Annotated in this window: 21 protein-coding genes; all 21 read right to left on the bottom strand. The window is 35.0% G+C overall.

From position 1 onward, the window contains the following. Positions 1–3: 3 nt before the first annotated feature. The 21 genes from DI060_RS01810 to DI060_RS01710 all read right to left on the bottom strand — a co-directional run bounded on the left by DI060_RS01810 (position 4) and on the right by DI060_RS01710 (position 23,031). Positions 4–1,653, bottom strand: a complete 1,650-nt coding sequence (locus DI060_RS01810; RefSeq protein WP_108973098.1) for a hypothetical protein — start codon at positions 1,651–1,653, stop codon at positions 4–6. 11 nt (positions 1,654–1,664) lie between these two features. Continuing rightward, positions 1,665–2,879 carry a glycosyltransferase family 4 protein gene (locus DI060_RS01805; RefSeq protein ID WP_135354973.1) on the bottom strand — a complete coding sequence of 405 codons (1,215 nt, stop codon included), beginning with the start codon at positions 2,877–2,879 and terminating at the stop codon, positions 1,665–1,667. Further along, positions 2,876–3,724 (bottom strand): glycosyltransferase, encoded by an 849-nt coding sequence (locus tag DI060_RS01800; RefSeq protein ID WP_108973093.1) that lies wholly within the window; start codon positions 3,722–3,724, stop codon positions 2,876–2,878. Before DI060_RS01800 ends, DI060_RS01805 begins: the two co-directional genes overlap by 4 nt. Next, positions 3,725–4,684, bottom strand: coding sequence for a glycosyltransferase family 2 protein (locus DI060_RS01795; RefSeq protein WP_108973091.1), 960 nt, complete (start codon positions 4,682–4,684; stop codon positions 3,725–3,727). Between the two features lie 2 nt (positions 4,685–4,686). Continuing rightward, on the bottom strand, positions 4,687–5,445 hold the full coding sequence (locus DI060_RS01790) for a PIG-L deacetylase family protein (protein WP_108973089.1): 759 nt from the start codon (positions 5,443–5,445) through the stop codon (positions 4,687–4,689). Positions 5,446–5,453: 8 nt separating this feature from the next. Continuing rightward, positions 5,454–6,518, bottom strand: coding sequence for a hypothetical protein (locus DI060_RS01785; RefSeq protein ID WP_108973087.1), 1,065 nt, complete (start codon positions 6,516–6,518; stop codon positions 5,454–5,456). A 5-nt stretch (positions 6,519–6,523) separates the two neighbouring features. After that, positions 6,524–7,885 carry an ANL family adenylate-forming protein gene (locus tag DI060_RS01780; protein WP_108973085.1) on the bottom strand — a complete coding sequence of 454 codons (1,362 nt, stop codon included), beginning with the start codon at positions 7,883–7,885 and terminating at the stop codon, positions 6,524–6,526. A gap of 36 nt (positions 7,886–7,921) precedes the next feature. Then, on the bottom strand, positions 7,922–8,146 hold the full coding sequence (locus DI060_RS01775; protein ID WP_108973082.1) for an acyl carrier protein: 225 nt from the start codon (positions 8,144–8,146) through the stop codon (positions 7,922–7,924). Further along, positions 8,136–9,869 (bottom strand): HAD-IIIC family phosphatase, encoded by a 1,734-nt coding sequence (locus DI060_RS01770; protein ID WP_108973080.1) that lies wholly within the window; start codon positions 9,867–9,869, stop codon positions 8,136–8,138. The genes DI060_RS01775 and DI060_RS01770 overlap by 11 nt, the downstream gene beginning before the upstream one ends. After that, complete coding sequence (locus DI060_RS01765; protein ID WP_108973077.1) at positions 9,866–11,056, bottom strand: SDR family oxidoreductase; 1,191 nt, start codon at positions 11,054–11,056, stop codon at positions 9,866–9,868. The genes DI060_RS01770 and DI060_RS01765 overlap by 4 nt, the downstream gene beginning before the upstream one ends. Before the next feature lie 2 nt (positions 11,057–11,058). Continuing rightward, positions 11,059–12,108, bottom strand: coding sequence for a ketoacyl-ACP synthase III (locus DI060_RS01760; RefSeq protein WP_108973076.1), 1,050 nt, complete (start codon positions 12,106–12,108; stop codon positions 11,059–11,061). A gap of 50 nt (positions 12,109–12,158) precedes the next feature. After that, positions 12,159–12,863 carry an MBL fold metallo-hydrolase gene (locus tag DI060_RS01755; protein ID WP_167836880.1) on the bottom strand — a complete coding sequence of 235 codons (705 nt, stop codon included), beginning with the start codon at positions 12,861–12,863 and terminating at the stop codon, positions 12,159–12,161. A 13-nt stretch (positions 12,864–12,876) separates the two neighbouring features. Continuing rightward, entirely contained in the window at positions 12,877–13,584 is a 708-nt protein-coding gene (locus DI060_RS01750; protein WP_108973072.1) for an SDR family NAD(P)-dependent oxidoreductase, read from the bottom strand. 14 nt (positions 13,585–13,598) lie between these two features. Beyond that, entirely contained in the window at positions 13,599–13,892 is a 294-nt protein-coding gene (locus tag DI060_RS01745; RefSeq protein WP_135354972.1) for a hypothetical protein, read from the bottom strand. 119 nt (positions 13,893–14,011) lie between these two features. Then, on the bottom strand, positions 14,012–15,598 hold the full coding sequence (locus tag DI060_RS01740; protein WP_108973068.1) for a GMC oxidoreductase: 1,587 nt from the start codon (positions 15,596–15,598) through the stop codon (positions 14,012–14,014). Further along, positions 15,595–17,337, bottom strand: coding sequence for a carbamoyltransferase C-terminal domain-containing protein (locus tag DI060_RS01735; RefSeq protein WP_108973066.1), 1,743 nt, complete (start codon positions 17,335–17,337; stop codon positions 15,595–15,597). The genes DI060_RS01740 and DI060_RS01735 overlap by 4 nt, the downstream gene beginning before the upstream one ends. Continuing rightward, a complete protein-coding gene (locus tag DI060_RS01730; RefSeq protein ID WP_108973064.1) occupies positions 17,334–19,427 on the bottom strand; it encodes a hypothetical protein in 2,094 nt (697 codons plus the stop codon). The genes DI060_RS01735 and DI060_RS01730 overlap by 4 nt, the downstream gene beginning before the upstream one ends. Before the next feature lie 5 nt (positions 19,428–19,432). Then, positions 19,433–19,846, bottom strand: coding sequence for a hypothetical protein (locus DI060_RS01725; RefSeq protein WP_108973062.1), 414 nt, complete (start codon positions 19,844–19,846; stop codon positions 19,433–19,435). Continuing rightward, positions 19,839–20,396: an acyltransferase gene (locus DI060_RS01720; RefSeq protein WP_108973060.1), complete on the bottom strand. Its 558-nt coding sequence runs from the start codon at positions 20,394–20,396 to the stop codon at positions 19,839–19,841. The genes DI060_RS01725 and DI060_RS01720 overlap by 8 nt, the downstream gene beginning before the upstream one ends. Then, the gene (locus DI060_RS01715) at positions 20,393–21,208 is read right to left on the bottom strand and encodes an NAD-dependent epimerase/dehydratase family protein (RefSeq protein ID WP_108973058.1); all 816 of its coding nucleotides are present in this window, start codon (positions 21,206–21,208) and stop codon (positions 20,393–20,395) included. The genes DI060_RS01720 and DI060_RS01715 overlap by 4 nt, the downstream gene beginning before the upstream one ends. Beyond that, positions 21,205–23,031 carry a hypothetical protein gene (locus DI060_RS01710; protein ID WP_135354971.1) on the bottom strand — a complete coding sequence of 609 codons (1,827 nt, stop codon included), beginning with the start codon at positions 23,029–23,031 and terminating at the stop codon, positions 21,205–21,207. Before DI060_RS01710 ends, DI060_RS01715 begins: the two co-directional genes overlap by 4 nt. Positions 23,032–23,252: the final 221 nt, after the last annotated feature.

Genomic DNA, 23,252 nt, shown 5'->3' with positions numbered 1-23,252 from the left:
AGCCTAAATGTTTCGAACTAAAACTTGAAAGCGGTTGCTCTCATTTAAAATACGATACTCTGTTTGGAAACGATCGCATGTTTTGTTGATAGGAAGTGATTTCTCAATGATTAAATATTTACTATGCAACAAAAGAAATTCATTTTTTTGGAATGCTTCCGAACAGTTTATATGGTCCTCAACCATCATAGAAAAGTACTTCCACTCCTTGGGTTGGTACCCTGAGTATCCATTCACCATAGTAATATTTCGTTCAATTCCTAACAAAAGAGGGGTTCTTATCATTTCCCCACCGTCTTTGGTTATGAATAGAAAAGAATCCGAATCAGTTATTTTAAGCGTCATAGAGTCCAATAAATCGATGACCTCTAACGATTGTTTGTCTCTATATCTCTCGCTTCGATTCAAATAATCAGAACTCCATCGCTCAAAAAACATGATAACCAAAAAGGATACCAATACAAGTCTCTTTATATTTCCACTATTTACAAGGCGAGATAAAAAGCGATACACGATCAAAAACAAGGCTATATGCAAAAGGAAGGCACCTCGACCTACTGCTCGAATTTCAGATAAACCTGGGATAATGGTTTCAAGAATTGGAAAGATTTGTGGGAATAAGAGTGGTCCACTGCATAAAAAAACTGCCAAACATAGTAAAAAAAGTGAAAAATGAATTAAGAAATGTATCCTTGGCTTCTTATGTATTCGTTCATAAAACATTGCATACAGAAAACCTAAGTAGATCATAAAACCAGAAAAAACACCTCTCTCGAATTCCTGAGGCCTAAAAAAGGATTTAGCCGATAGAAAAAAATCAGGCAAATAGATATTGCGAAAGTAATCCCAAGGCCTTACCGAGAAAAATAGCTTCTCTTCGAAATTCCGTGCACCCGCAATTTCAGGATAAAGATTCTTCATATTGATATAAAAGAGAAGAACAGGAGAGATTAAGATAAAGGCGAATGAGAATCCGAAAAGTGAAGGAAGTAACTTTGAATTGAATCTAAAGGATGCATGTACAATCCGCATCCCAATTCCTGATACAAACAAAAAAATACCATACACCAAAAAATATAAGTTCGTCGTACCTAAAATAACAAAGGCTATAAAAGGAAAAAAGAACATTCGGAATGCACCTAGCCAAGGATTAATGATCGGAATTAGGAGCATTAAAAATGGGAAGATACAAAGATTCTGGTAATGTGCAGATTGCACTTGGAAATAAAGCGAAAAAGCAAATATCCAAGAAAAACAAATTGATAAAAAGATTCGATTATTGATTAGAAAAAACAAATAAAATGCGAAATACCAATTTAAAGCAAAGAAGAATATATATACAAATCCAATTGCAAATGCATTTGAAGTATTGAATGTCTTTGCCAAAATAAATAATATACTATGAAAAAAAAGTGGATCAGAAAAACCCAAAGTGTATTTGTTCGGATAGAAAAAATTCGGTGATAGGATATCTGTAACTTGAAGAGATAAAAGATGGTTAGCATTGGATTTTATGATAAAAAGACAAAAAAACGGATCCAAACCAAAACCAGGTAATATTTCCTCGCCATTCCACAGCGTATAAAAATAGAGCCCGCTGATTGACGAAAGTAACAGAACAATACTTATAAGTAGTATTTTCGAACGAAGCATCAATTTCTATTTTACCGAAGGGAGAAAAAAATAGATGCGATCTTCCGTTTCAGTAAGAGCACAAAATCACGATATCCATGTTCTTTTAAAAACTTTACTGATCCAGTTATACCCAAATTTAATCGATAAAAATAATACATTGAAAAATGGTATAAAATATTAAGTCTTTTCATGAAAGAGACATTACGTACTCGCGTATCACGCAAATAAACTTCTCTTAAGTATTGAAAGGCCTGGTCTGCCGCCCTATCCCAATTAAATTTGGTAGAAACAAAAAGGAGCGCATCTTTAGAATACTTATTTAACAAACCGTTGTTGGTAGCCAATATATCCAAAAATTTTGCCATTGATTCCACGTTCTCAAAAACGAAAGGACAAACCTCTGGATGCGCTCCCGTATCAAATGCCAAACAAACGTTTCCAAGCCGTGCTGCCTCAACCAAAGGAAGGTTAAATCCTTCCCAAAGACTGAATGAAATAAACACGTCTAGACCTTTTAAATATTCTAGCTTCTCTTCCTCAGAAAGATTCAACCTTACTTCAATATTCTGACTGATAAGCGCCTGGGCATCTTCTTCTCGTCCCCTTCCAGCAAAACAAAATTGGAAAGAATCTTGGTTATGTACCGCTTGTATCAAATTCTCGTATCTTTCTATACCTTTATACCGGTTTTCTCCTGGACCTATTCTATTGAGTACACCCACTCGAAGTTTATTATTACCAGAAATCTTTTTCTGTTTTTCAAATAATGGAATATGTTCAGAGCCATTGTAAATAATCTTCGAATCAAACTCTCCTATTTCCGAAGCAATAAATTCCGAGATACTGATGATTCCATTTGCCTTCGGGTACCCATTTGTAGCTTTGTGTAGTTTCTCATTCGCTAAAAAAGATTTTCCAGGATCTACTTGAAGTTCAGGACTAGGATCACCATGTTCCCAAAATATGACAGGGGCAAAGTCTTTTAAGTAGTCTATCTGCTCAAAAAAAGGAAAAGTATGAATAATGATAACATCTGGATCAGTTGCAATTAAGAATGACTTTGATACCGGATTAGATGAATCTAATTTTCTAATGTTCAGGTCGGCATAAACTCCAGGCTCTTGATCAATTACGCCGATTGTAACATCTAAACCCTTTTTTACAAAACGTCTTGCAGTTTCTCCGACAACTACATCCACGCCAAAACCCATGGCCATTCGATAAGTTAAAATTAATATTTTCATTGGGAAATTGATGATTCGATAAAACTTGACCAAAGACGAACGAAAAGTGCACGATCAAAAGTACTTTCCTCTCCTTTAACACGAGTACCATTTTCAAAATGATACACTTTTGCAAGATTTAATACTTTTATATCATATCCCATTCTCTTAATTTTCAGGCACAAATCGATATCCTGGGCTTCCTTTTCATACCTCTCATTAAAACCATTCACCATTTTAAATAGATTACTCTCTATCATCAAAAAGGCACCGGTAGTAGCTGGGAAATCCTTCTCCTTAGGGCAAACTACTTCCTTTTTTCCCCCGTCAATGTGATAAGGAAGAAAATCTCTACCATGATTAATTCTCAGAAACTCTATACCTCGGTGCTGGATAGACTGATTTTGAAACAAGAGAACATGACCTACAATACCTAAATTTTCTGAATCCTTTGCATAATTGTAAAGATCAAACAATAGCCGAGAATTCTCAAAAATGATATCGTTATTCATAAAAAGAATCCATTTACATTTTGAATGAGCGAAGGCTACTTCATTATTATTTTTTGAAAATTGATACTTTAATCCATTAATTACCTTAATTTCAGCATTCTTGTACATTTCCAAAACATATGGATCTTTAGATCCGGTATCCCCGATTAGGATTTCTAACTCGAGTTTATTTTCTCTAAAGTGTTTTTTTGATTCCACTAATATTTGCACAAGGGGCAAAATGAATTCAGGTTTGTCTAAATTTAAAATAACAACGGATAAGCCTTCCAAACGAGAATTGTTCGTGTATTCAAACTTTGTAAATTTATCTAGAGAAGAAATTCTAGAAAGATTATCTTCAAATTCATATTTCATTTATTTAAATCTATTTCCAATTCTTACTAAAGCTTTTTTTGGAATACTTAGTACATCGTACTGAAGTGCAGAAAGTACTAATTGAAACCCTAAAATAATTGGCAGTGCGGCTACCATTACTGTTCCCGAAGTAGCCTCTGTATTTGTGTAATAGCCATGAAACCATTGTTTAATTCCAAAAATTACTCCAAATGAGAAAAACGAGAACCCGAATAGAATCTCTAATGATCCAAGATTAAAATCACGAAGAAAATAATTGTAGAATATTCTTTTAAACAATCTATTTAGATATTTCACTGGGAATTCAAATAGTACTTTTTTTATTCTTAAGTTACTTTCCTCTTCTCCATAAACTGCAAACATTGGAATATCAGTGACAACTGCCCTTGCTATATTAAGCCTGAATAACATATCACTTTCAAAAAAATATCGTTTATCAATTTTATCGAGAGGTAACATTTGAAGAGCAAACTTATGAATTGCAGTATAGCCATTTGTTGGATCCATTATATCCCAATAACCACTTACCAATTTGTTAATAAAACTTAGGCCTCCGTTGCCTATAAGTCTCAATTTAGGCATACGAGCCAGAAAATCCGGATTATAAAATCTGTTTCCTTTTGTATAGTCAGCTTCCCCGTCAACAATTGGCTTAATAAATAAAGGAAGAAGCTTCGGATCCATTTGTCCGTCTCCATCTATCTTCACAATTATTTCAGCATTTTTATCAAGTGCGGCTTTGTACCCTGTCACCATTGCACCGCCTACACCTTGGTTTTGTTTATGAAAGATAACCTGCACCCGTTTATCTTTGCAATGCTTAACAACATATTCTCCAGAACTTTCCGGGCAGCAATCATCCACCACAAAAATAAATTCCACCTCTTTTCCTATCGAACGTATCACGTCCAGAATGTGTTTTTTAACTCTAAACGAAGGAATGACTACAGCTATCTTCATATTTAACGCACCAGATTGTGTTTTTTTAGGAATGGGTGGGCAGCATCTATAAACTGATCATATTGTATCCAATTTCTCATTTCGTAGTACAACTCACTCTGATGAGGACGCTCACAGACCCAGCCAGGCTGATTACGAAGAAGAACTATAGAACGATTAATCAGTATTTGAATAAATACAAATGGAAATAATCCAAGCCATGATTTCCATTGCGAACGGTAATTTTTGATTAAGAAAAGAACTTTGCAAGCAACTCTAAAAGGAATTTTTATTCGAAGCAATTCATTGCTTTTGCGAATCGGCCTCATCACTTTAAAGAAAGGCTTTCTTGATTCAAAAGCATTGTACAAGGGTATCGAAAAGAAGTTATCCTTTTTAAAAGTCTTTGATAGCGCGGCACCGAGTAAAAAACATGCATCGTGGTCAGGATGACCACCCTCCCAATCAAGTGTAAATAGATTAGCTACTTCCAATTTTTTAAAACTTTTGGAGAGATAGTTAAATACTATCTCGAGTGAATGCACGAGCTTTGTGTCTAATATGGGTAATTCTTCATGAAGAAAAATAACATTCTTTTCCGGAACACCTATACTAGTAAGTACTCTTATTGTCTCTAAATCTCTTTCAATCGGATTAGCTCCATAAAAAGAACCATCCGTTAAAAAATAAAATAAACTGTTTGTAATGTTTGAATTATGGACTAGGGAAGGTAAATAAAATAGCTCATCGTCTTGATGCGCAAGTAAATAAATATCATGCATATTTTGTATCAAACAAAGTCGTGATCAAACCAATTTATATACCAAAATGGAAATAAGTCTTCCTTTATCTTGATATCTAAGTCCTTTCTTTGATCTGCAACTAAGGTAAATGATTCAGGTGTCTTTAAAAAAAGGCAAGATTTGAGATCTTTTAAATATGGATTTGTTTCATTTGCGATAGTTGCAATTAAATCCACATTGGATTCAAAAGCAAATTCTTGAACTCGCTTTAGCAGAGATGGAATAACACCGTTGATATTATGCAATGCCATAAAGTCCACGATTGCCACTGATTCAAGTTCCTGCATTTTCATCTTCCGATATACAATATAACCTAATAGTTTCCCTTCTTGAAGAACCACTGAAATTTTATACTTCCTATAGGGCAAACTCTTAAAACGCCAATTTAAAATTTCAGAATTTCTAATCGCAATTATTTCAAATTGAGAAAGCATTGCAGATAAGTCTTGATCCCAGCTGGGAGCAAAAGAATCTACATCTAACACCTGATACTTTTTACGACCATTGAAAATAAACCTTAAAATCAAATTACCAAAAGGTGAAAAAATATTGAAAATGTTTGCAATTACATTGTGATTCAAAACCTTGCTAATAATTTTTTGAAGCTTTATTGGACGAGCATATACGTGAACAGCACCTACCTTTTTATAGCCAGTTCGCAGGTGAACCTTTAATACATCTGGCCTAGTCACCAGTCCATAAGTGAAATCAATACCAGATTTCGAATAATTTGAGAAAAAGTAATTTTGCATCTGAAAAAAGAGAAACATATCTCGCTTTTCTTCATGAATCAATGTGTTTGAACCCAATCCAAGTACTAGAGTCTTTTCTTTAAATTTATACAAAAGTGGAATAATTGCTTCATGCGCGACAGGTTTTCCGTTTTCTTCAGCGACTATTTGATAATGTTTTCGGAGAGGATTTTCAAAGTACATCTTCTGGACAAACAATTCAAAATCTTCAAAATCAATTCCTTCTTCCGTAAACTGATGATTGAGAAAAAAATCCCATAGATTTTTAGTATCAGCTAAGGCGGCTAATCTGAATCCCATTTTGTTTATCCTGCTTCTTCAATTTTTCTTACTTTTTTAAATCTCTCATTTCTTTGATTCTCTTCTTCTACAATAATAAACCTTACCGGAACTTTAAACTGAGCCAATCTTTCTAAGCAATATTTTCTTAGCCTCATGCTCAATTGTTCTGGAGTTTCACTTTCATACAATGATACCCGCGCATTTACGACATTTCCCATGAGAGGATGCTTTACACCATAAACGGTCGCCTGCTTTATATTTTCTGCTTCTAAAAGAACAGACTCTACTTCTGCTGGAAAAACCTTTTGTCCTCCAACGTTTATCATTTCTGACTTTCTACCTATGATTCGAATGTATTCACCTTGAACTTCTACCTCATCACCCGTAGACATCCACCCCTCTTCATCAAATGGCTGAGGTGCATTTAAATATCCAACCATATTTGCCTCAGACTTAATCCAAAGTATATTATCCACCACCTTAACTTGGAAACCATCGCCACCGACCTTTATCCATAGAGATGAATCACTTTCGGATTTCGACCGCAATACACCTAACTCTGAAAGTCCATACGTTTGTTTTATTTGTGCATTTGGAAATATTTCTTTTACCTTTTTGAGAGTAGCTTCAGGCATAACTTCTGTACCATAGGTAATGATTTCCACACTCGATAAATTAAAATGACGATAGAGACCAGAAACAAGCATAAGATTAATAAATGTCGGCGTTGTTGGTAGAAGTGTCGCGCCTGAGTCTTGGATCGCAAATAGAACATCTTCAGGTGAACGGCTCTTCAAACAAACAGCGGTCCCCCCATAGGCGAAAGTAGAAAGATAAGTATTAAAACCTCCAAAATGATCCATCATTAAAAAAAGGACGGTCTTCCATCCTCTACGTTTCTCGATAAACTTTTTTGCAACATTGTCACAATCCTGCAAAATACCCTTTGGTTTCCCAGTCGAGCCTGAAGAAAAAACGATTAAACCAGCCCGATTTTTTTTCCTGAACTCTTCTACTAGATCATTTTGCGGAACTGAATCATAAGAAGTAAATTTAATTTGTTTTGGTTCTCGCAGATCATACATTGCCTGTACACCTGCAATTGATTTCAAACCTTCCATCTCCTTCTCAACAGAAGTTGTTAAGGGAACTAAGATGATTCTTTCCATCATCATCGCAAACATTAAGGCACAGGTATCTTTTGAGAAATCACCATAGATAGCACAAACCGTTCCGGGTGCAACATTATCCCGACGAAGAGACTTTCTCCAAACTTCAATTTCATCGACAAATTGAGAATAAGTCAATGTCTCCCCACCAGAGTACACTGCAGGCATATCTCCAAATTCTTGGATTCTTTTGTACAAGGTGTCAAGGGCTTCCATAATGTATCCTGAGATTAATTTACTAAAGATCGAATCTTAAACTTTTTCAGAGAGAATATTCAAAACCAATTTTAAATTGAGCATTTGGCCTATCTCTTCCGGCTCAAATTCAATCCCGAACTCTTCTTCGAGTGCCAATATCATTTTCATATGTCGAATGGAATCCCAAGCTTTTAATTTTCCTGGTGCAATTGCTTCCGTTATTTGTGAAATATCTACTGCAAAAACCTTTGCCATAATTTGTTTGACTTTATCTTCCACTTAAAACCTCGATATATTCCAACTTAATAATATTATATTCCGTCAAATCTAAAAAATAATTCTTATGCTCTGCCTGAGAGTTCACCAAACGAAAACCAAATCGTTCATACAGATTTTCCACTTGCTGATTTTTCTCTGTTTTTATAAAATCTGCTTTAACCGAGTTTACACCTTTATTCTTAATATCTTCCAATAGATATTGTATAAATGCATCTTCTGCCTTTCTCCCAAGTATCCGGCAACTCATAAGAAAGGTATCTATTTGAGCTAGATTTGTCTCATATTTAACAATCGAGACACCCGTTAGACCGTAGTCTCCAAACTTATCCTCTAAACTAAAAGCAAATAGATCAATATTCGGATCTTTATGGAATTTTTCAATGTCTGCATCAGTATATCGATAAGTAGTAAGATTAAATTGATTCGTTTTTTGAGTTAATTGCGCAATACGAGGAAGTGTTTCGGAATCATTTTTAAGAATCCTTAACTTTAAATTAAGGGATTTTAAATAATCATCTATTGTTTCAAAGGATTTTTTTAAACTATCTCTCTCCAATTCTTGTTTATAGAGCTTTGTCCTATTCTGATCCTCGACAGACGTATTTTTTTTAAAGAACAACCTCGTTACACTTCTTATCAATTGTGGATACTCATATAATTTTTTTGGTACTTGAATTGAAGTAACTTCTGGAAGTTGCTCTCTTACTAAATTTATTTCAAAATCTGAATCATCTATGAAGACAAAACTATCAAGGCCAAGATTCAATTCTTTTGCGATATCCTTAATGTTTGATGCTTTATCATTCCAATTTATTTTTTTCAGAACGATGTGTTCTTCTTTTAAAATCATTTCCTTTTTTTGTTGGAATACTTGGTTTACATCTTCCTCATTATTTTTACTCACCAAACATAAAATAACACCATTTCTCGCTAATTCCAAAAGTAGATATTGCACCTCTTCAAAATAGATACCAGATTTGGAATCGGCAGAACATTCTATTCCAAAAATTCCATCCTCACCGATAATTCCTTTCCATAGAGTATTATCACAATCCAGACAAATTACTTTCTTCGCTTTTCCATAGGTAGATAGAATGTACAATGAAATCTGTTCTACATATTCCTTATAAAAATCTACCGTATAAAGAGCCTTAGACGAATAAAAAAAACGCCAATCCGCACTTTGTTTTACGGAAATCTTTTCAAAAATACGATTCAAATCGATCAAATGAAAGTTATTTGGTGCATTGCTTCGTAAAAATTGATTGAGGTTATCACAAAAAAAATCAAGATTTGAGGTTTCCAAATGATTATTGGTAAACAAATTCGCAGTGAACGTATTAAAAAAAACAAAAGGTCTACCACTTAAATTTAAAAACACCATTCTCAATTCATTTTCAATTTTTTCTTGAAGCGATTTGAGATAGTCATCATTATAACTTGCAATCTTATAGCTAAAGCCATCGACTAGATTGCCTACTTCCCAAAATACAATGACACAGTCTGAATCAGAGACCTTGGCTGAATCCTGGACAATATTGTCATAGTCACCAGCGCTTACTTGCGCATTTATATTTTGCAACCTAAGAGCGTACTCTAGTATCTCATTGATTTGAGTGGTAACGATATTGGAAAGTATGCTAATTCGAAACGGCTTTCCCGTCATTTTTTGGGCCAAGAGTGAATTTTCATTTAAAATGTCTGAAAATTTCATTTCTTTCATAACATCACTTGCCCCCCATTGACTCTAATTGTTTCTCCCGTCATATAATCTGAACTTTCCGAAACTAGAAATAGGACAGCATTCGCAACATCCTGAGGTTTGGCGAGGCGTTGGATGGGAGATTTGGCTGCCGTAATTAAGCGAACCTTCTCTGGAATGTCTGCGATTAGGTCGGTTTCTGTCATTCCCGGTGAAACTAAATTTGCACAAATTCCCCTCGGAGCCAATTCAACTGCTATAGATTTTACAAAACCATTCAAAGCATACTTTGCAGTAACATAGGGAACCAAATTAAGAGGAGGCGTACTCTCAGTATATTGAGTTGTCAAGAATACTAGTTTACCATAATTATTCTCTTCCATAATTGGAAGAACAGATTGAACTATATTGAAATTAGCTTTAACATTAATATCTATTTGCTTTTGAAGGTCGCTCCATTCCAATGAATCAATTTTTATATTTGGTATCTTGATCGTAGCACAATTTACCACTGCTGTTATAGTACCAAATTTTCTTTTTACTTGCTCAAACATATTTTTTGTTTGTGCCTCATCCTGCAGATTACATTCTACAATTGCTGTCTGTGTACTATTAGATTTTAATTTTTCTTGAAGTTTAATCGCTCTATCTTTTCCAGAATGATAATGAATAGCAACTTTAAATCCAGACGCTGACAAAAGCCTACATACTTCGCTTCCAATGCCCCCGGTACCACCCAAGACTAAAGCAATCTTTTCTTTTTTTAACAATTCTGTTTCAGCTTTAATCTCAGTTATATAGTCTACTACTTTTACTTGCGCAACACCTGTTGTAACTTTCTGTTTGTCCTGATTATAAATTTCTGTTAGCAATTCGATTGCTTGAATCTTATCAATTTTCTTAGTAACTTCTGCTTTTATAGTGAGTTCATCGCCAACTCTTACAGGTAATAAAAATTCTAGAGTTTGGGAAAACCAAAGTGCTCCATCACCAGGTAACTTCGTACCTATGATAGTCGAAATAAATGATGCACCTAACATACCATGTGCGACAGGTTTTTTAAATGAAGTTTTCTCTGCAAAAGTCGGGTCGTGATGGAGACGATTGTCATCACCTGTTAAATCAATAAATTTCTCGATGTCATTTTGGGTAACTCTGTGCTTTATTTCTGCTCGATCACCTACTTGAATACTCTGGTATTTTTGCATAGTTATACTTCTATCGGCCCCACGAATTCTGTTTTACTCAAATCAACGGTTACAGCACCCCAAGATAAACCTACACCGAATCCGCATAGAATTGCCTTCTCCAGACGCCCTTCCTGCCTTAATTTTTCATGTTGATCGGTCAACATCAAGGGAATTGTAGCTGGACTTGTATTGCCAAAGTTTCGAACTGAAATAGGAACTTTATTCACATCCAGCCTTGCCTTTTTGGAGACATACTCAATTAAAAATTTGTTTGCTTGGTGAAGACCATAGAATCCTACATCCGCATCTGTCCAATTTACATCGCTAAGTGTTTCTTTGATCAAAGGTGGAATTTCTTTTAAAGCAAAGTTCATCACTTCCATTCCATTCATAAAAAAATTCTCATCACTTCGGATATTTCCAAACTCCTTTTCATGTTCCATTTTGGTTGTCTCAGATTTTGGATTCCGAAAACCACCTGCGGGTAATATTACATGTTGGGCGCCTGAGCCGTCTGTTTTTATATTAAAGTACAGTCGACCTTCACCCTTCTCCAATATAGTTGCACTACTACCATCACCTATGAGAAGTCTAAGCGAACGGTCTCTCTGATTGATCGTTCTAGTCAATGTGTCCCCCGCTAACACAAGTACACGCTCAATATTTGCGGAATTTAAAAGAATCGCCGCTTGAAAAAGACCGTAAATGAATCCAGAACATCCATAATTGATATCAAACGCAGTAATATCACGACGAAGTTTTAATCTATCTTGCAAGCAAGTACTAGTTGGTGGGAAGATAAAGTCTGGTGTTTGGGAAACAAAGACTATTGCGCCTATAGATTCTCGACTCACTCCAAGATTTTCGAAAATATAATTTGCAGCTGCCTCACTCAAATCTGAAGTGCATTGCGATTCCGAAGCTACATGAATGCGTTCCACTCCAGTATGTTTCATGATGGACTCCAAATCTTGGTCAAACACATTCGCCATCGAAGAAATTTCTACTACCGTTTTCGGCAAAGCAGTCACTATGTGAGAAATTCTTACGTTTTTTATATCTGCTTTCATTTTACCTTCTTTTTTAAATTTGAAATGATTAATTTGAAGTGTCTATCATGCTACTTCAATGTTGGATCATTCATAATCTGATATTGAGGTTTATTGACTGACTTTGCATTCCACCATACTTTTGCATTTTTAACAGACCATTCTCTTCCATGGCCTGGGTAAATTGTCGCATTTTCATCAAGGTTTGATAACAGAGAATCAACAGACTCTAATAGATCGTTTAAATTGCTTTCAGGATAATTTGTTGGGCCTATGTGCTCTTTAAAAAGTGTATCTCCCGTGATTACTATTCTATCAATTTGGAAAGAAACACCACCAGAAGTATGTCCTGGTGTTCTAAAAATATTTACTGTAATGCTTCCAAACGTAAGGCTCGTTTCGTTTTCGAATACTCCAAATGGAAGAGGAGCTTCTACTACCTTATTTATATATCTAATGGCATAGAGCGGGGCTTGGCGCATCAATCTTTGGTCATTTTTGTGGACAAATGCCCCAACATTGTATTTTCTGATTAAGCTCGCTACTTTCCCCACATGATCAAAATGCCCATGGGTTAATAAAATGCATTTTACATTACAATCTAATTCTTGGACTTGAGAGAAAATTAAGTCATCATCTTCACCTGGGTCAAAGATAATAGCATCTGAACTTTCCCTATCAACTACGATGTAACAATTCTCCTTGAATACACCAGTAATTATTTTTGCGAGTGTATACTTTTCAAAAGTAAATATTTCAATCTTTTGTTTTTCCAAGCTGATACAAAGCCTAATTGACCAAACACATATTTATCACCTGACCAGTGATAGCAGAACTTTCGCGTGAAACGAAAAATGAAACTACATTCGCTACTTCATCAAAATTAACAACTCTTTTGATTGTTTGTAAAGCAAGCGCTCGCTCTTTCCAGTCCTCACCCAAGTCATCCACAGCCTCTGTTTGAACCACGCTTGGTGAAACTACGTTGCAGGTTATATGGTTGGGCGCAAGTTCTCTTGCAATGCACTTTGTAAATTCTATAACTCCGCTCTTCGTCATGGAGTATGCCGATGTGCCTGGTTCGTGAATTTCAGTAAGAATGGATGCAATGTTTACAATTCTTCCATAGTTATTGCTCAGCATAATCTTGGATATCTCACGGCATACGAAAAAGGTAGCAGAAAGATTTGTTTTCAAGAAGGAGTCAAATACTGCGCCAGGAGTCATCGTCATGAAAAGTGCTGACTTTACCAAACCAACATTGCAAATAAGACTATCAACTTTTTTGAGGTCTGTTCGGAGCTTTCTTGCCCATTTTTGAACTTGTATCTCATCTGTTAGGTCCAGCTCAGAATGAGTATAATTGGGGTGAGATATGTTCGATGCTCCTCGACTGCATCCTGCAACAATATATCCTTTATTTAAAAAAAATTCAGCGAGACCTTTTCCTATTCCTCTACTCGTTCCAGTAATCACCATTACAGATTGTTCGCTCATAATCGCTTTGTTCCTTACACTAATGATATCATATATTCGCCAAAGGCCTGGGCAGAAAGAAAGGGATTGTCAATGTTAAAGTTCGAAACTTCCATGATATTGAAAAAAATATCCTGCCCAGTTAAGCGACTCATTCTGTCTTCCATCTCAGTCATTAGAGTTACGAAGCCTAAAGAATCAAAGGGAGAGCCCTTCCCCAATAAAACCAATTCTGGTGTCACTTTGATACTCACTTTTATAACTTCACTTTCCTTCAAACTGTCAAGTGAGCTCTGCATAATTTGCAATGCTTCGTCAATTTTCATCATTTTTTCCGTATTCGCTGATTCGAAGGTAAAAACTAGGAAACATCCCACCCTCGAATACATTGATTCCAAAAAAGGCTAACCACTCAATTCCTTTTTTGAGAGAATTCTCTCCAGCTTTACTAGCTTATCCTCTTACGCAATAGATCGGATATCCTCATTGCATTTGCCATAATTGTATATGAGTGGTTTTTAGCTGGAAAAGCAGAGAAATTACTTGAGTCGGCAATGAAGACACGCTCCGAATTCCAGAGTTTTCCTTGAGCGTCCACCTGAAATTCTTTAGGACTGGCTTTCATTGGCAGACAGCCTGCATAGTGGAAGCTATTTCCTGCTGCCGGGAATTTACAAAGTGCAGAATGACTAAAATAGCCAAATCTCCTGAGTATTGAAATGAGTTTCTTTTCAATTTTAAATGATTGATTCATTTGTTTTTTGTATGAAATCTTTATGGAGAAATCCTGACCGAGGCTTATGCAATTCTCTGAATGATCCCTATCAAAGTAAAACAGCTGAAAGACGGCCAAGGCAGGCACAAGGTACTTTGAGGCATAAAGATTAGCTTTTAAAGAAAGTGGAAATTCAAAAAGAAGATCAGATTTGAGCGGGCCACTCAATCCATAAAAGGAGCCGTTTATCCGTTCCTTTGTTTTAGGATCCTCATGCACAAATACTAGTTGAGCGGAATATGCGCTCCTTTCGATTGGTTTTCCTATAAATTTTGGAATGAGAAAAGGTACGTAGCTGATTGCATTATCATACAAAGGCAAACTCTCGGTGTATGCATTGTTTGCGCGTAAAACGATCTTTGCCGAGTTTAAACAACCTGCCGCTAGTACCAAATACTTTGTTCGGAAAATTTCTGCGTTTCCTGATTCCAAATGAATCGCCTTAACTTTGACTTCGCCCTCGGCTTGGGTGTAACTTTCAACCAAATAGCCTTTACGATACTGTATTAGTTTTCCTTCAATCAATTCATTCAGAGTATAGGTTGGATTGTAAATTGCAGGGATGTTGGACTTAAAAAATTCCAAATTATCATAATGCAATGGCTCTCTATTTCCTTTTTTTTCTGTAAGCACTGCAAGTCGATTTTTTCCAAAATAAAATCCGTTCTTATGGAAAAGGGATTTATTTTTATTATATTTGCTTAACAGATCTTCTCCCAACCTTCCTAATGTGTGTGGTTTCAAAAATTTTTCATCTTCACCAAAAAATTTTGAGAGATCATCATTCTCTCCACTAATTCCCATTATGTCAGAAAGTTGGTCGTAGTATGGTTTCAAATCAGCATAGGATATTGGGAAGCCCTGCAAATCGTATTCATTGAATCGAAGCATACCAGCACCCCAAGCGTTCGCTAAGCCACCGAAGGAAAAGCTTTGGACACCTTCAAATTCTTTTGTGGACACTGGAGAGAGTTGATCTTGACCTTCAGTGATAAAACTCATTCCAGGTGCCTTCAACTTTGGACTCAAATAATGTTTATCTATGTTATGAAGGCTTTCGAATGATTCACCGATCAATTCTTTAAATAAATTTCTCTTCTCTTTTAAATCATAAAGATTTTCTGAAAAATCTGGTATTTCTTTCGGTCGATTACCTACATCTAAAACCAAAACATTCAAGCCTCTCAACTGATAAGCAGATGCCATACCCGCGGGTCCAGATCCAACTATGATTGCATCATAGACTTCATTTTGATTCATTTTAATTTTAAATTAATATCCTTTCGCCATATAAGGTAACTTCCAATGGCAAGATAATCTATCTTTGATGAAATAAGAGTATTTAAAGCAACCTCTGGAGTACCTACTATAGGAAATCCATGCAAATTGAAAGATGTATTTACTAGCCCACTAATACCCGTTAAAGCCTTAAACTTGGTCAGTAATCGAAAATAAGCTGGATTGCTTTCTTTTGAAACCATTTGAGGACGACAAGTAAAGTCGTATGGATGAAGACCACAAAATATTTCATAATTTGATGGTGATTTAGTTCTAAACGTCAACATCATGAATCTCGAAACAATATTTCTAGAATTATCCAGATATTTCTTTGAGTCTTCTTCTAACATTGATGCAGCAAATGGCATCCAAAAATCCCTCATCTTAATAGACTTATTAAGTTTGTGAATCACCCTCGGATCATCACCTCTACATAAAATTGACCTATTACCTAAGGCTCTGGCTCCCCATTCAGACTTCCCTTGAAACCTTGCGACTATCATACCCTTGGAAAGCAGACGAGCTATTTCTGTCTCAATATCCTTTACAAGTTTGTATTCGAGCTTAGACTTATTTTTAGTAATGGCGTCAATTATTGATCTATCACTATATTCAGGCCCCAAATACAATGTTTCAATCGGATGTAACTCTTTTTCGCCTAATTCTAAAGCAACTTTGTAAGAAGCTCCTAAGGCTATACTCTCATCACCACAACTGGGACAGATGAATAGATTTTTCACTTCCTTTAAATCATATATTAACATATTTCCTTTCACATTCATGAAAGAACCTCCGCCAAATACGACGGATTGAATTCCAGTTTTTTCTACCCAATACTTTATCCAGCTAATAATAATGTATTCAAAATGCCTCTGAATACCTGCACAAATATTGTCAAACCTCTCTCTGTAAAAATCTTCTTTAAAACTTTCTAAAAATAAATTTCCACTACCTTTTTTATTTATAATTTCTCCGCTTTCTGGATCAAAATCTATATATTCTTTAAATTTCTTAAATGCTCTTTCTGAATACTCTAAGGGAACATATGGCGCCATTCCCATAATTTTATATTCATGCTCATTTGCACGCATTCCTAAGAATTTGGTAACCTCAGCGTATATCATACCGAGCGAATGAAATGCCGATCTAAATTGGATTCTTTTATAACCCTCACTTTTTTTCCATGTCGAAACTGTATTTGATAAACCATCACCGGACGCGTCGGAAGTAAAGATAAGTACAGAATCCACAGAATTAGTAAACCCTGAACCGTAGAGAGCCGACAAGGCATGAGCAGAATGATGTTCTACAATTTCAATTTTTTTAACGTCCAGATTATATTTTGAACAGTAACGATTGATCATTTTCCTTCTAGATCGCTTCATAACAAACAGAAAGAAATCTATGGCAAAATTAGAACCCAATATACTTTTTGGGAAAAATTTAGAGAGACGTAAAATACTAGACCGAAGCCGATTGTTATACACAATTTCATCTTCATGTCCCCAATCCCACATAGCATAACTTCCAAGAGCAATTTTGTCTATTTCCTCTATCGAAAGTTTATTCTCTGTTAGAATCCATTTCAGAGAGTGAATTGGAAATCCACCTTGATTTTTTACATTTGTAAATCGTTCTTCCGATACCAATGAAATAATTTTTCCATCCTTCAGATAGCATGCAGTTGCACAATGGCCATCATGTATTCCGATTACTTTCATTCAGCTTTCTCCATTTTCTTTATATCTAATTGGTAAATTCTAAAAATCGAATTTTCTTTTACTACTTTAGATCTTTGATCGATTTCTTTTATATATTCATATTCTGAACTATCTTTATTCCATTCTTTTAAGGTAGGTACAAGGACATATTTAAAACCAGCACTAAGTAGACGACTTACGATATTTCCTTTATCTTCTAGCAATGGCCTTACATCTGTTTGCCAAGTTAATGGAATTATTTTTGTATTAGGCTCTTTGGCAATATAGTAAAAACGCCAAGAGAAATCAGGATGGATAGCTAATGTTTGTTCACTCTTTAAATCAGAAATTATCTCTTTAAATAAAACATAGTCTTCACCTCTCAGAGATTCTTCCAAAATATCCGATCGAAAACCTGGATATAAACTCGCGGCATTCATCTTAACCCACCAGTTCATACGGTTCATGGATAGCACTTGTAAAACAATAATTAGCAATAAAATAAACTGGAGGCTCAGAACAACTTTATGATTGCGATCCTGTTCCTGCTCAATAAAAACCAAAGGAAGAAATCCAAGAAAGAATATAAAATAACGGACATATTGCGTGCTGAATAGCGAAAGATAAATTGTCATAATGATGAAAACGAGAATGAACCAATTTCTCCGATTCAAAAAAAATGGTGCAGATAGAAAGGAAAAAAACAAGATGAAGCCATTCCCAAACTTATACGTACTCCCATATAAATCTGTGAACGTAATCCCATATAGATAAATTAAGCCTCTGAAAAAGTAATTCACCCCTGGGATCCCATAGTCATTCCAATCGGAATTCGCAGCAAGTACCTTAGAGTAAGGCATAAACCATTCCCCTGAATATATTTTTGATTTCAAAAGAATAATGACTATACCTGCTATAAATATAGAAACAAAAAGAGCAATTCTCCTCCAAAGAGACTCTTTTTCTTGCCAAAAGAATGGCAGTAAGAGTAAAGAAAGAGCAAATGTTGCGAAAATAAAATTTGGCTTATTGTAAAAACCAGCGAGCACTGAAAATGCAAAGAAAATCCCATTTATCGTCCTTTGCTCTCCCGATTCTTCACGAATTCTTAAATAATAAAATATTGATATAGCCAAAATAGTTCCACAGGACAAATCATACTGAAATGTTGACAATTGACTCATTAAAATAGGCGTTGAGATAGTTCCAAATACTAATAAAAGATCTAGCTGAGAAATCGTACTTCTATTCCCAATCTTAAAAATTATCTTGATGAAGAAAAAAATAAACAAACAAAGTTGAATAAGATTGTACAGCTTCAAACCAAATTGGCCAAAGATTTGATGAAGAGGCAAAGCAGAGAGATGGTGAAAATTGATAAAATAGGACTGCAATAAATAAGGATTAGGTTTTAAAGCATTGGATTCCAAAAAATAATTCATCGTTGGAATATGACCGACATTACTATCCCATTCCAGAATTGGTTGGTTTATGAGTATCAAAACATTTGTTACAACAAGAACCGTAGCTAAACCTAACATAACGTCTACAAAACGAAATCTTGCTACCGACCACCTGAGATATTGGTAATAATGGACCTCAATATCTTTCCACTTATGGAACACCCTCCTAAAAACAAAAAATATTCCTAAGCAGGAAACAAACTTAGTAAACAAACTGATCTTTACTCCAAAAAGGAGGCATAGATTGACTAACAAAAACAAAAAGAGCATGCTAACAAATACTATATCTTCTGAACTCATCCGTTCAAGGATTCGTTTCAATAAATTTGCAGTTCCCAAGTACAAACCTAACAAAAAAAATACTAAGTATACCAAACTGACAAAATAATGATTTATGATTGAATTTTGAATCAAGCTGAAAGCGAAAAATAGAAAAATAGCTAGTGTATATTTTCCTCGAACACAGATGAATAATACCAAATACAATATAAATGAAATGAAGATAAAAAAGACATATTCAGTAAGTCCAGAAAACTCCTGAATTGATAGTTTTAGTGAACCGTACAATTCTGGAGTGATAAACCCCAAGATGACAATAAACAGCAATACAGGTATTAGTTGAAAGGATTTACTTAAGATAGAGTACATATAAATTATAAAACTAAATGATGTCTTTGGACCAAGTATTTACCCCAAATCAAGAGGAAAATAGACCGAACTGTATATAGTGATAAGGATAGAAAACCAAACAAAAAAGCCTGTTTATGGTTATTGAAAAATCTTTGGTAACAGGCCTGCGATTCCAAGAGGTAAATCAAAATATGGAGCTTTTTGCTAAGTAGGTTATTAGGAATATGTCGACGAAGGTAATACTCTATCGCTTCCACATGCAATTTTTTATCAACTATGGCGAGAATATCTATGTTCTTAATATCAATTTCCGAAGACACAAATACAAAATCGTGTGCTTTAACGTATAACTCGCAGATTGCTCGGTCATCTTGAATTTGAAAACAGGAATGTAAAAAATACTCTGCTTCGCCAAAGAGAATATCAGACTTATCCATTTCGCACGACTCTCTTTTTCATAAGGCGGGCTGGCGATCCTACATAAATACCTTCTTCGCTTAGACTCCTTGTAACTACCGAATTTGCTCCGACTACAGTGCCTTTCCCAATTTCAACTCCAGGGTTTACTACTACACCAGCAGCAATCCAAACTCCTTTTCTGATTTTAATTGGGAGTCTCTCACTTGGTAATTCTATGATGTCTCTTTCACTCAGGTATGTTGGATGCTTTCCCGATGATATTGTCACATTGCTTCCGATCAATACATTGTCTTCGAAGAGAATCCCTCCTACACCATTTATGTATGTTCCTGTATTGATCCCAACTCCTTTTCCGAACACGATGTTCTTTAAATGAATCAATTCAACTCCAGGCTGTATCCAAACCATACCATGTAATTCTTTTGAGAAGATTTTAACGATTAAAAATCTTAGCAAAAATCCCACTGCCCCTGGGAAATATTTTACAAGGAAGTAAACATATTGTTCAAACTCTAGATAGAAAATTTCCATTAAGGAAAATTTTTTAAAAATATCACTAATCTTCATTTTTCTTTAAAATCACTTGGAGGAATTGTTAGCGTTTTATACGACTTATATCCTAAAATGCTATCAAAATTAATTTCAATTTTAAAAAGACCTAAAATTACTTTTACTAATGGGCTGAGAATTTCCACAAGTCCTATGGGAATCGGAAGTATCCAAATCTTTTTCTGATATCTATTTGCGATAGACAGTACAATTTCTTTTAGAGATAGCAAATTCTCTTGGTAGACCACCAAAAGACCCTTCCTATTTTCTTGAACAGAATCAAATAAAAAATTACAGAATGCAAAAATCTGAATAACAGGCATGGGATATTTTCCAGAATCTGGGAGTGGTATGAAAGTGCCTTTTCTTACAAAGCCCTCCATTTTACTATACAAACCTCCGTTGCCTAATATTAATCCTGGACGGATAACAATACTATCTTCTTTAGCTAAGAAATAATCTTCTGATTTCCTTTTGATTTCGCTGTATTGACTCTGATTAGCATCATTGACGGACATCGAACTAATGAATATAGATCGCAATGATTGATTTTTACGTAGGTTACGATCAAATGTACAGGTCTTTTCAATAGTATGCCCTGCTGCTTTGAGATCCAATGCACAGTGAATTACAATATCAAACTTCTCAAGTATTTCTGGAAGGTGATCATCATTTAAATTAAATACATAATTTTTTCGAACAATTTGTCCTAGGACCGATAATTTTTCGGAGGATGATACGGTACCGCATACTTCATATCCCCTTTCTTTTGCTACCTCTGCAAGATGACTACCAACGAAGCTGTTTATGCCTGTTATCAATACTTTCATTGGCACTCTTTTTTCACTTTATATATCGAATATTCATACTCACTTTCGTAAAACGGGATCAAACAAACCGAAACTGAATTTGGAAAAGCCTCTTTATACTCTTCCTTTGTTTTAGGGAATCTCCCTCCACTAAACTGAGTCCAGTAGATAGAAATATAGTCAACTTTCTGTAATGGGACATTTTTCTTGATCTCATCCCATTCACGGAATCGTAAGGGACCTAAAGAATGAGTAAATAAGTTATAGGCGCAACCTCCAAACCAATCTCCGCAAAATAAGAAATTCGGGAAAAAAGAGCGTACAGCAGCAGACTGTGGACCAAACTCTAAAATAGTTGGGTTCGATGCTTCTGCCTGGATTCTTAAATTACCGGAGAATAGATTTCCATAAATCTTTGATCGCAGTTCAAAGTGTTCCATTGCATTAATTGGAATTCTTTCGCGAATCGCTTCAATTTTTGTGAATAGTAAACAATAGAAGCACACGATAAGAAAAGTGGGAATGTTATTCCGCAGCCAAACAGTTTTGATACGGACGTTTTCATAAGAAAATAGGAATCCTAAAAGTAAACCCGACAATGAAATTGGAAAAAGATATCGTATTACCTGACTACCTTTATACCATAAAAAGGTAGAAATTAAAAGGAGGATTGCAGGAAAAAAAAATTGCTTTAATTTTCTGTAGAAAAGCAGTGATACCACAGCAATTATAAGAATGCATCCCAATATTGTGCTTACATAGAAATCTTCCAATCCTCCCTGTTGAAAAAATTGGAAATCATAGGGATATAAAATTAAATCTTTCGGAATATGAAAAAAACCCAACAAATCCTTTCTATGACCCCAATGGTTGATTGTTGGACCTAAAAAATCGATTAACTCCTCCTTCTTCCAGCCATACTTATTCTCTACACCACCCAAAAAAGGAAAAAGCAAATCTTTACTGTAGTACAAGTTATGCATATAGAATGGAATGAAAATTAAAAAAAAGACAGAAAATATAGAAGTTAATTTTAAAAAATCTTTGGATAGAAAAAAAACAGAAATCGCAGACACTTGAATCTCCGAATGCGTTGATCTAAATTTTTCAATGAAAGCGAGCAAACCAGATAAAAAAAGAATGGGAAAGGAAAACATCAATCCGAAGTGTTTTTGTCCTGCCGCAAAACCAGAAAAGATTATGATCAACAAAAGATTTGAATACGTAAATTGATCCCTAACACTTTTATAAAAGAGGTAAAAAATAGCTAAGATAAACAGACCTAAAAGAGCATCCATATTCGTATTAAATAGATAACCTAGCTCGGATACATTTGCGACAACGAAAGCAAAAAGGACACCTATGATTCGCCATTTTGGAGTGCCAATTCGCACAAAAAGAAAGTATATTTGGATAAACGCTACTGCATTCAGAACCTTTAAATAAAGCATGTCATTTTGAAAGTATGACAGTAGAAAAGCATATAGGGAATGATTTAGTTGCGGAATAAAGGGTGCTCTTAACCAGAGAGGGGCAAAAAAGCTCCCATGATTTACATAATTTTGTGCAAGGACAATATGATGGAAGTTACTATCAAAATCATTTGAATATTCTAATAGACCATCATAATGACCAAAACTAATAAGTAGCAAAATAAAAGAGAAAAGGAACAGTAAATCATGGGCGAATCGTACAGAATTACTTTTTATCTCCCGAAGTGTATACTTAATGCGAATGAAAAAACCAACAATAAGAATGATAAAAGGGATTGTATATGAGATGGAAATTTTTTGAATAAACTGTAAAATCCAAGCAAAAATACCCAAACCAAATGCAATATCCAAGCCCTCTGTTCGTATAGTAAAGATTTTCCTAATCCATTTTCCCAGACCATCGAAAGCTATACATAAAAAGAGAGTGTAAAATAAAAATTGAGAAAAATGAAATAATAGATTCGGAAGGTGCGGAATTGGGTACAAATGAAATCTAAAAATTGCAATACAGAAAGTACATGCAAATATTAGCCAAGATTGTAGTTGTCTTTGTAACACTAAAATTCTTCTTT

This window comes from Leptospira ryugenii, assembly GCF_003114855.1.
GTDB classification, from domain to species: Bacteria; Spirochaetota; Leptospiria; order Leptospirales; family Leptospiraceae; genus Leptospira_A; species Leptospira_A ryugenii.
The sequence above is the reverse complement of the archived record's forward strand: the minus strand, read 5'-3'. Positions and strand labels throughout refer to the sequence as shown.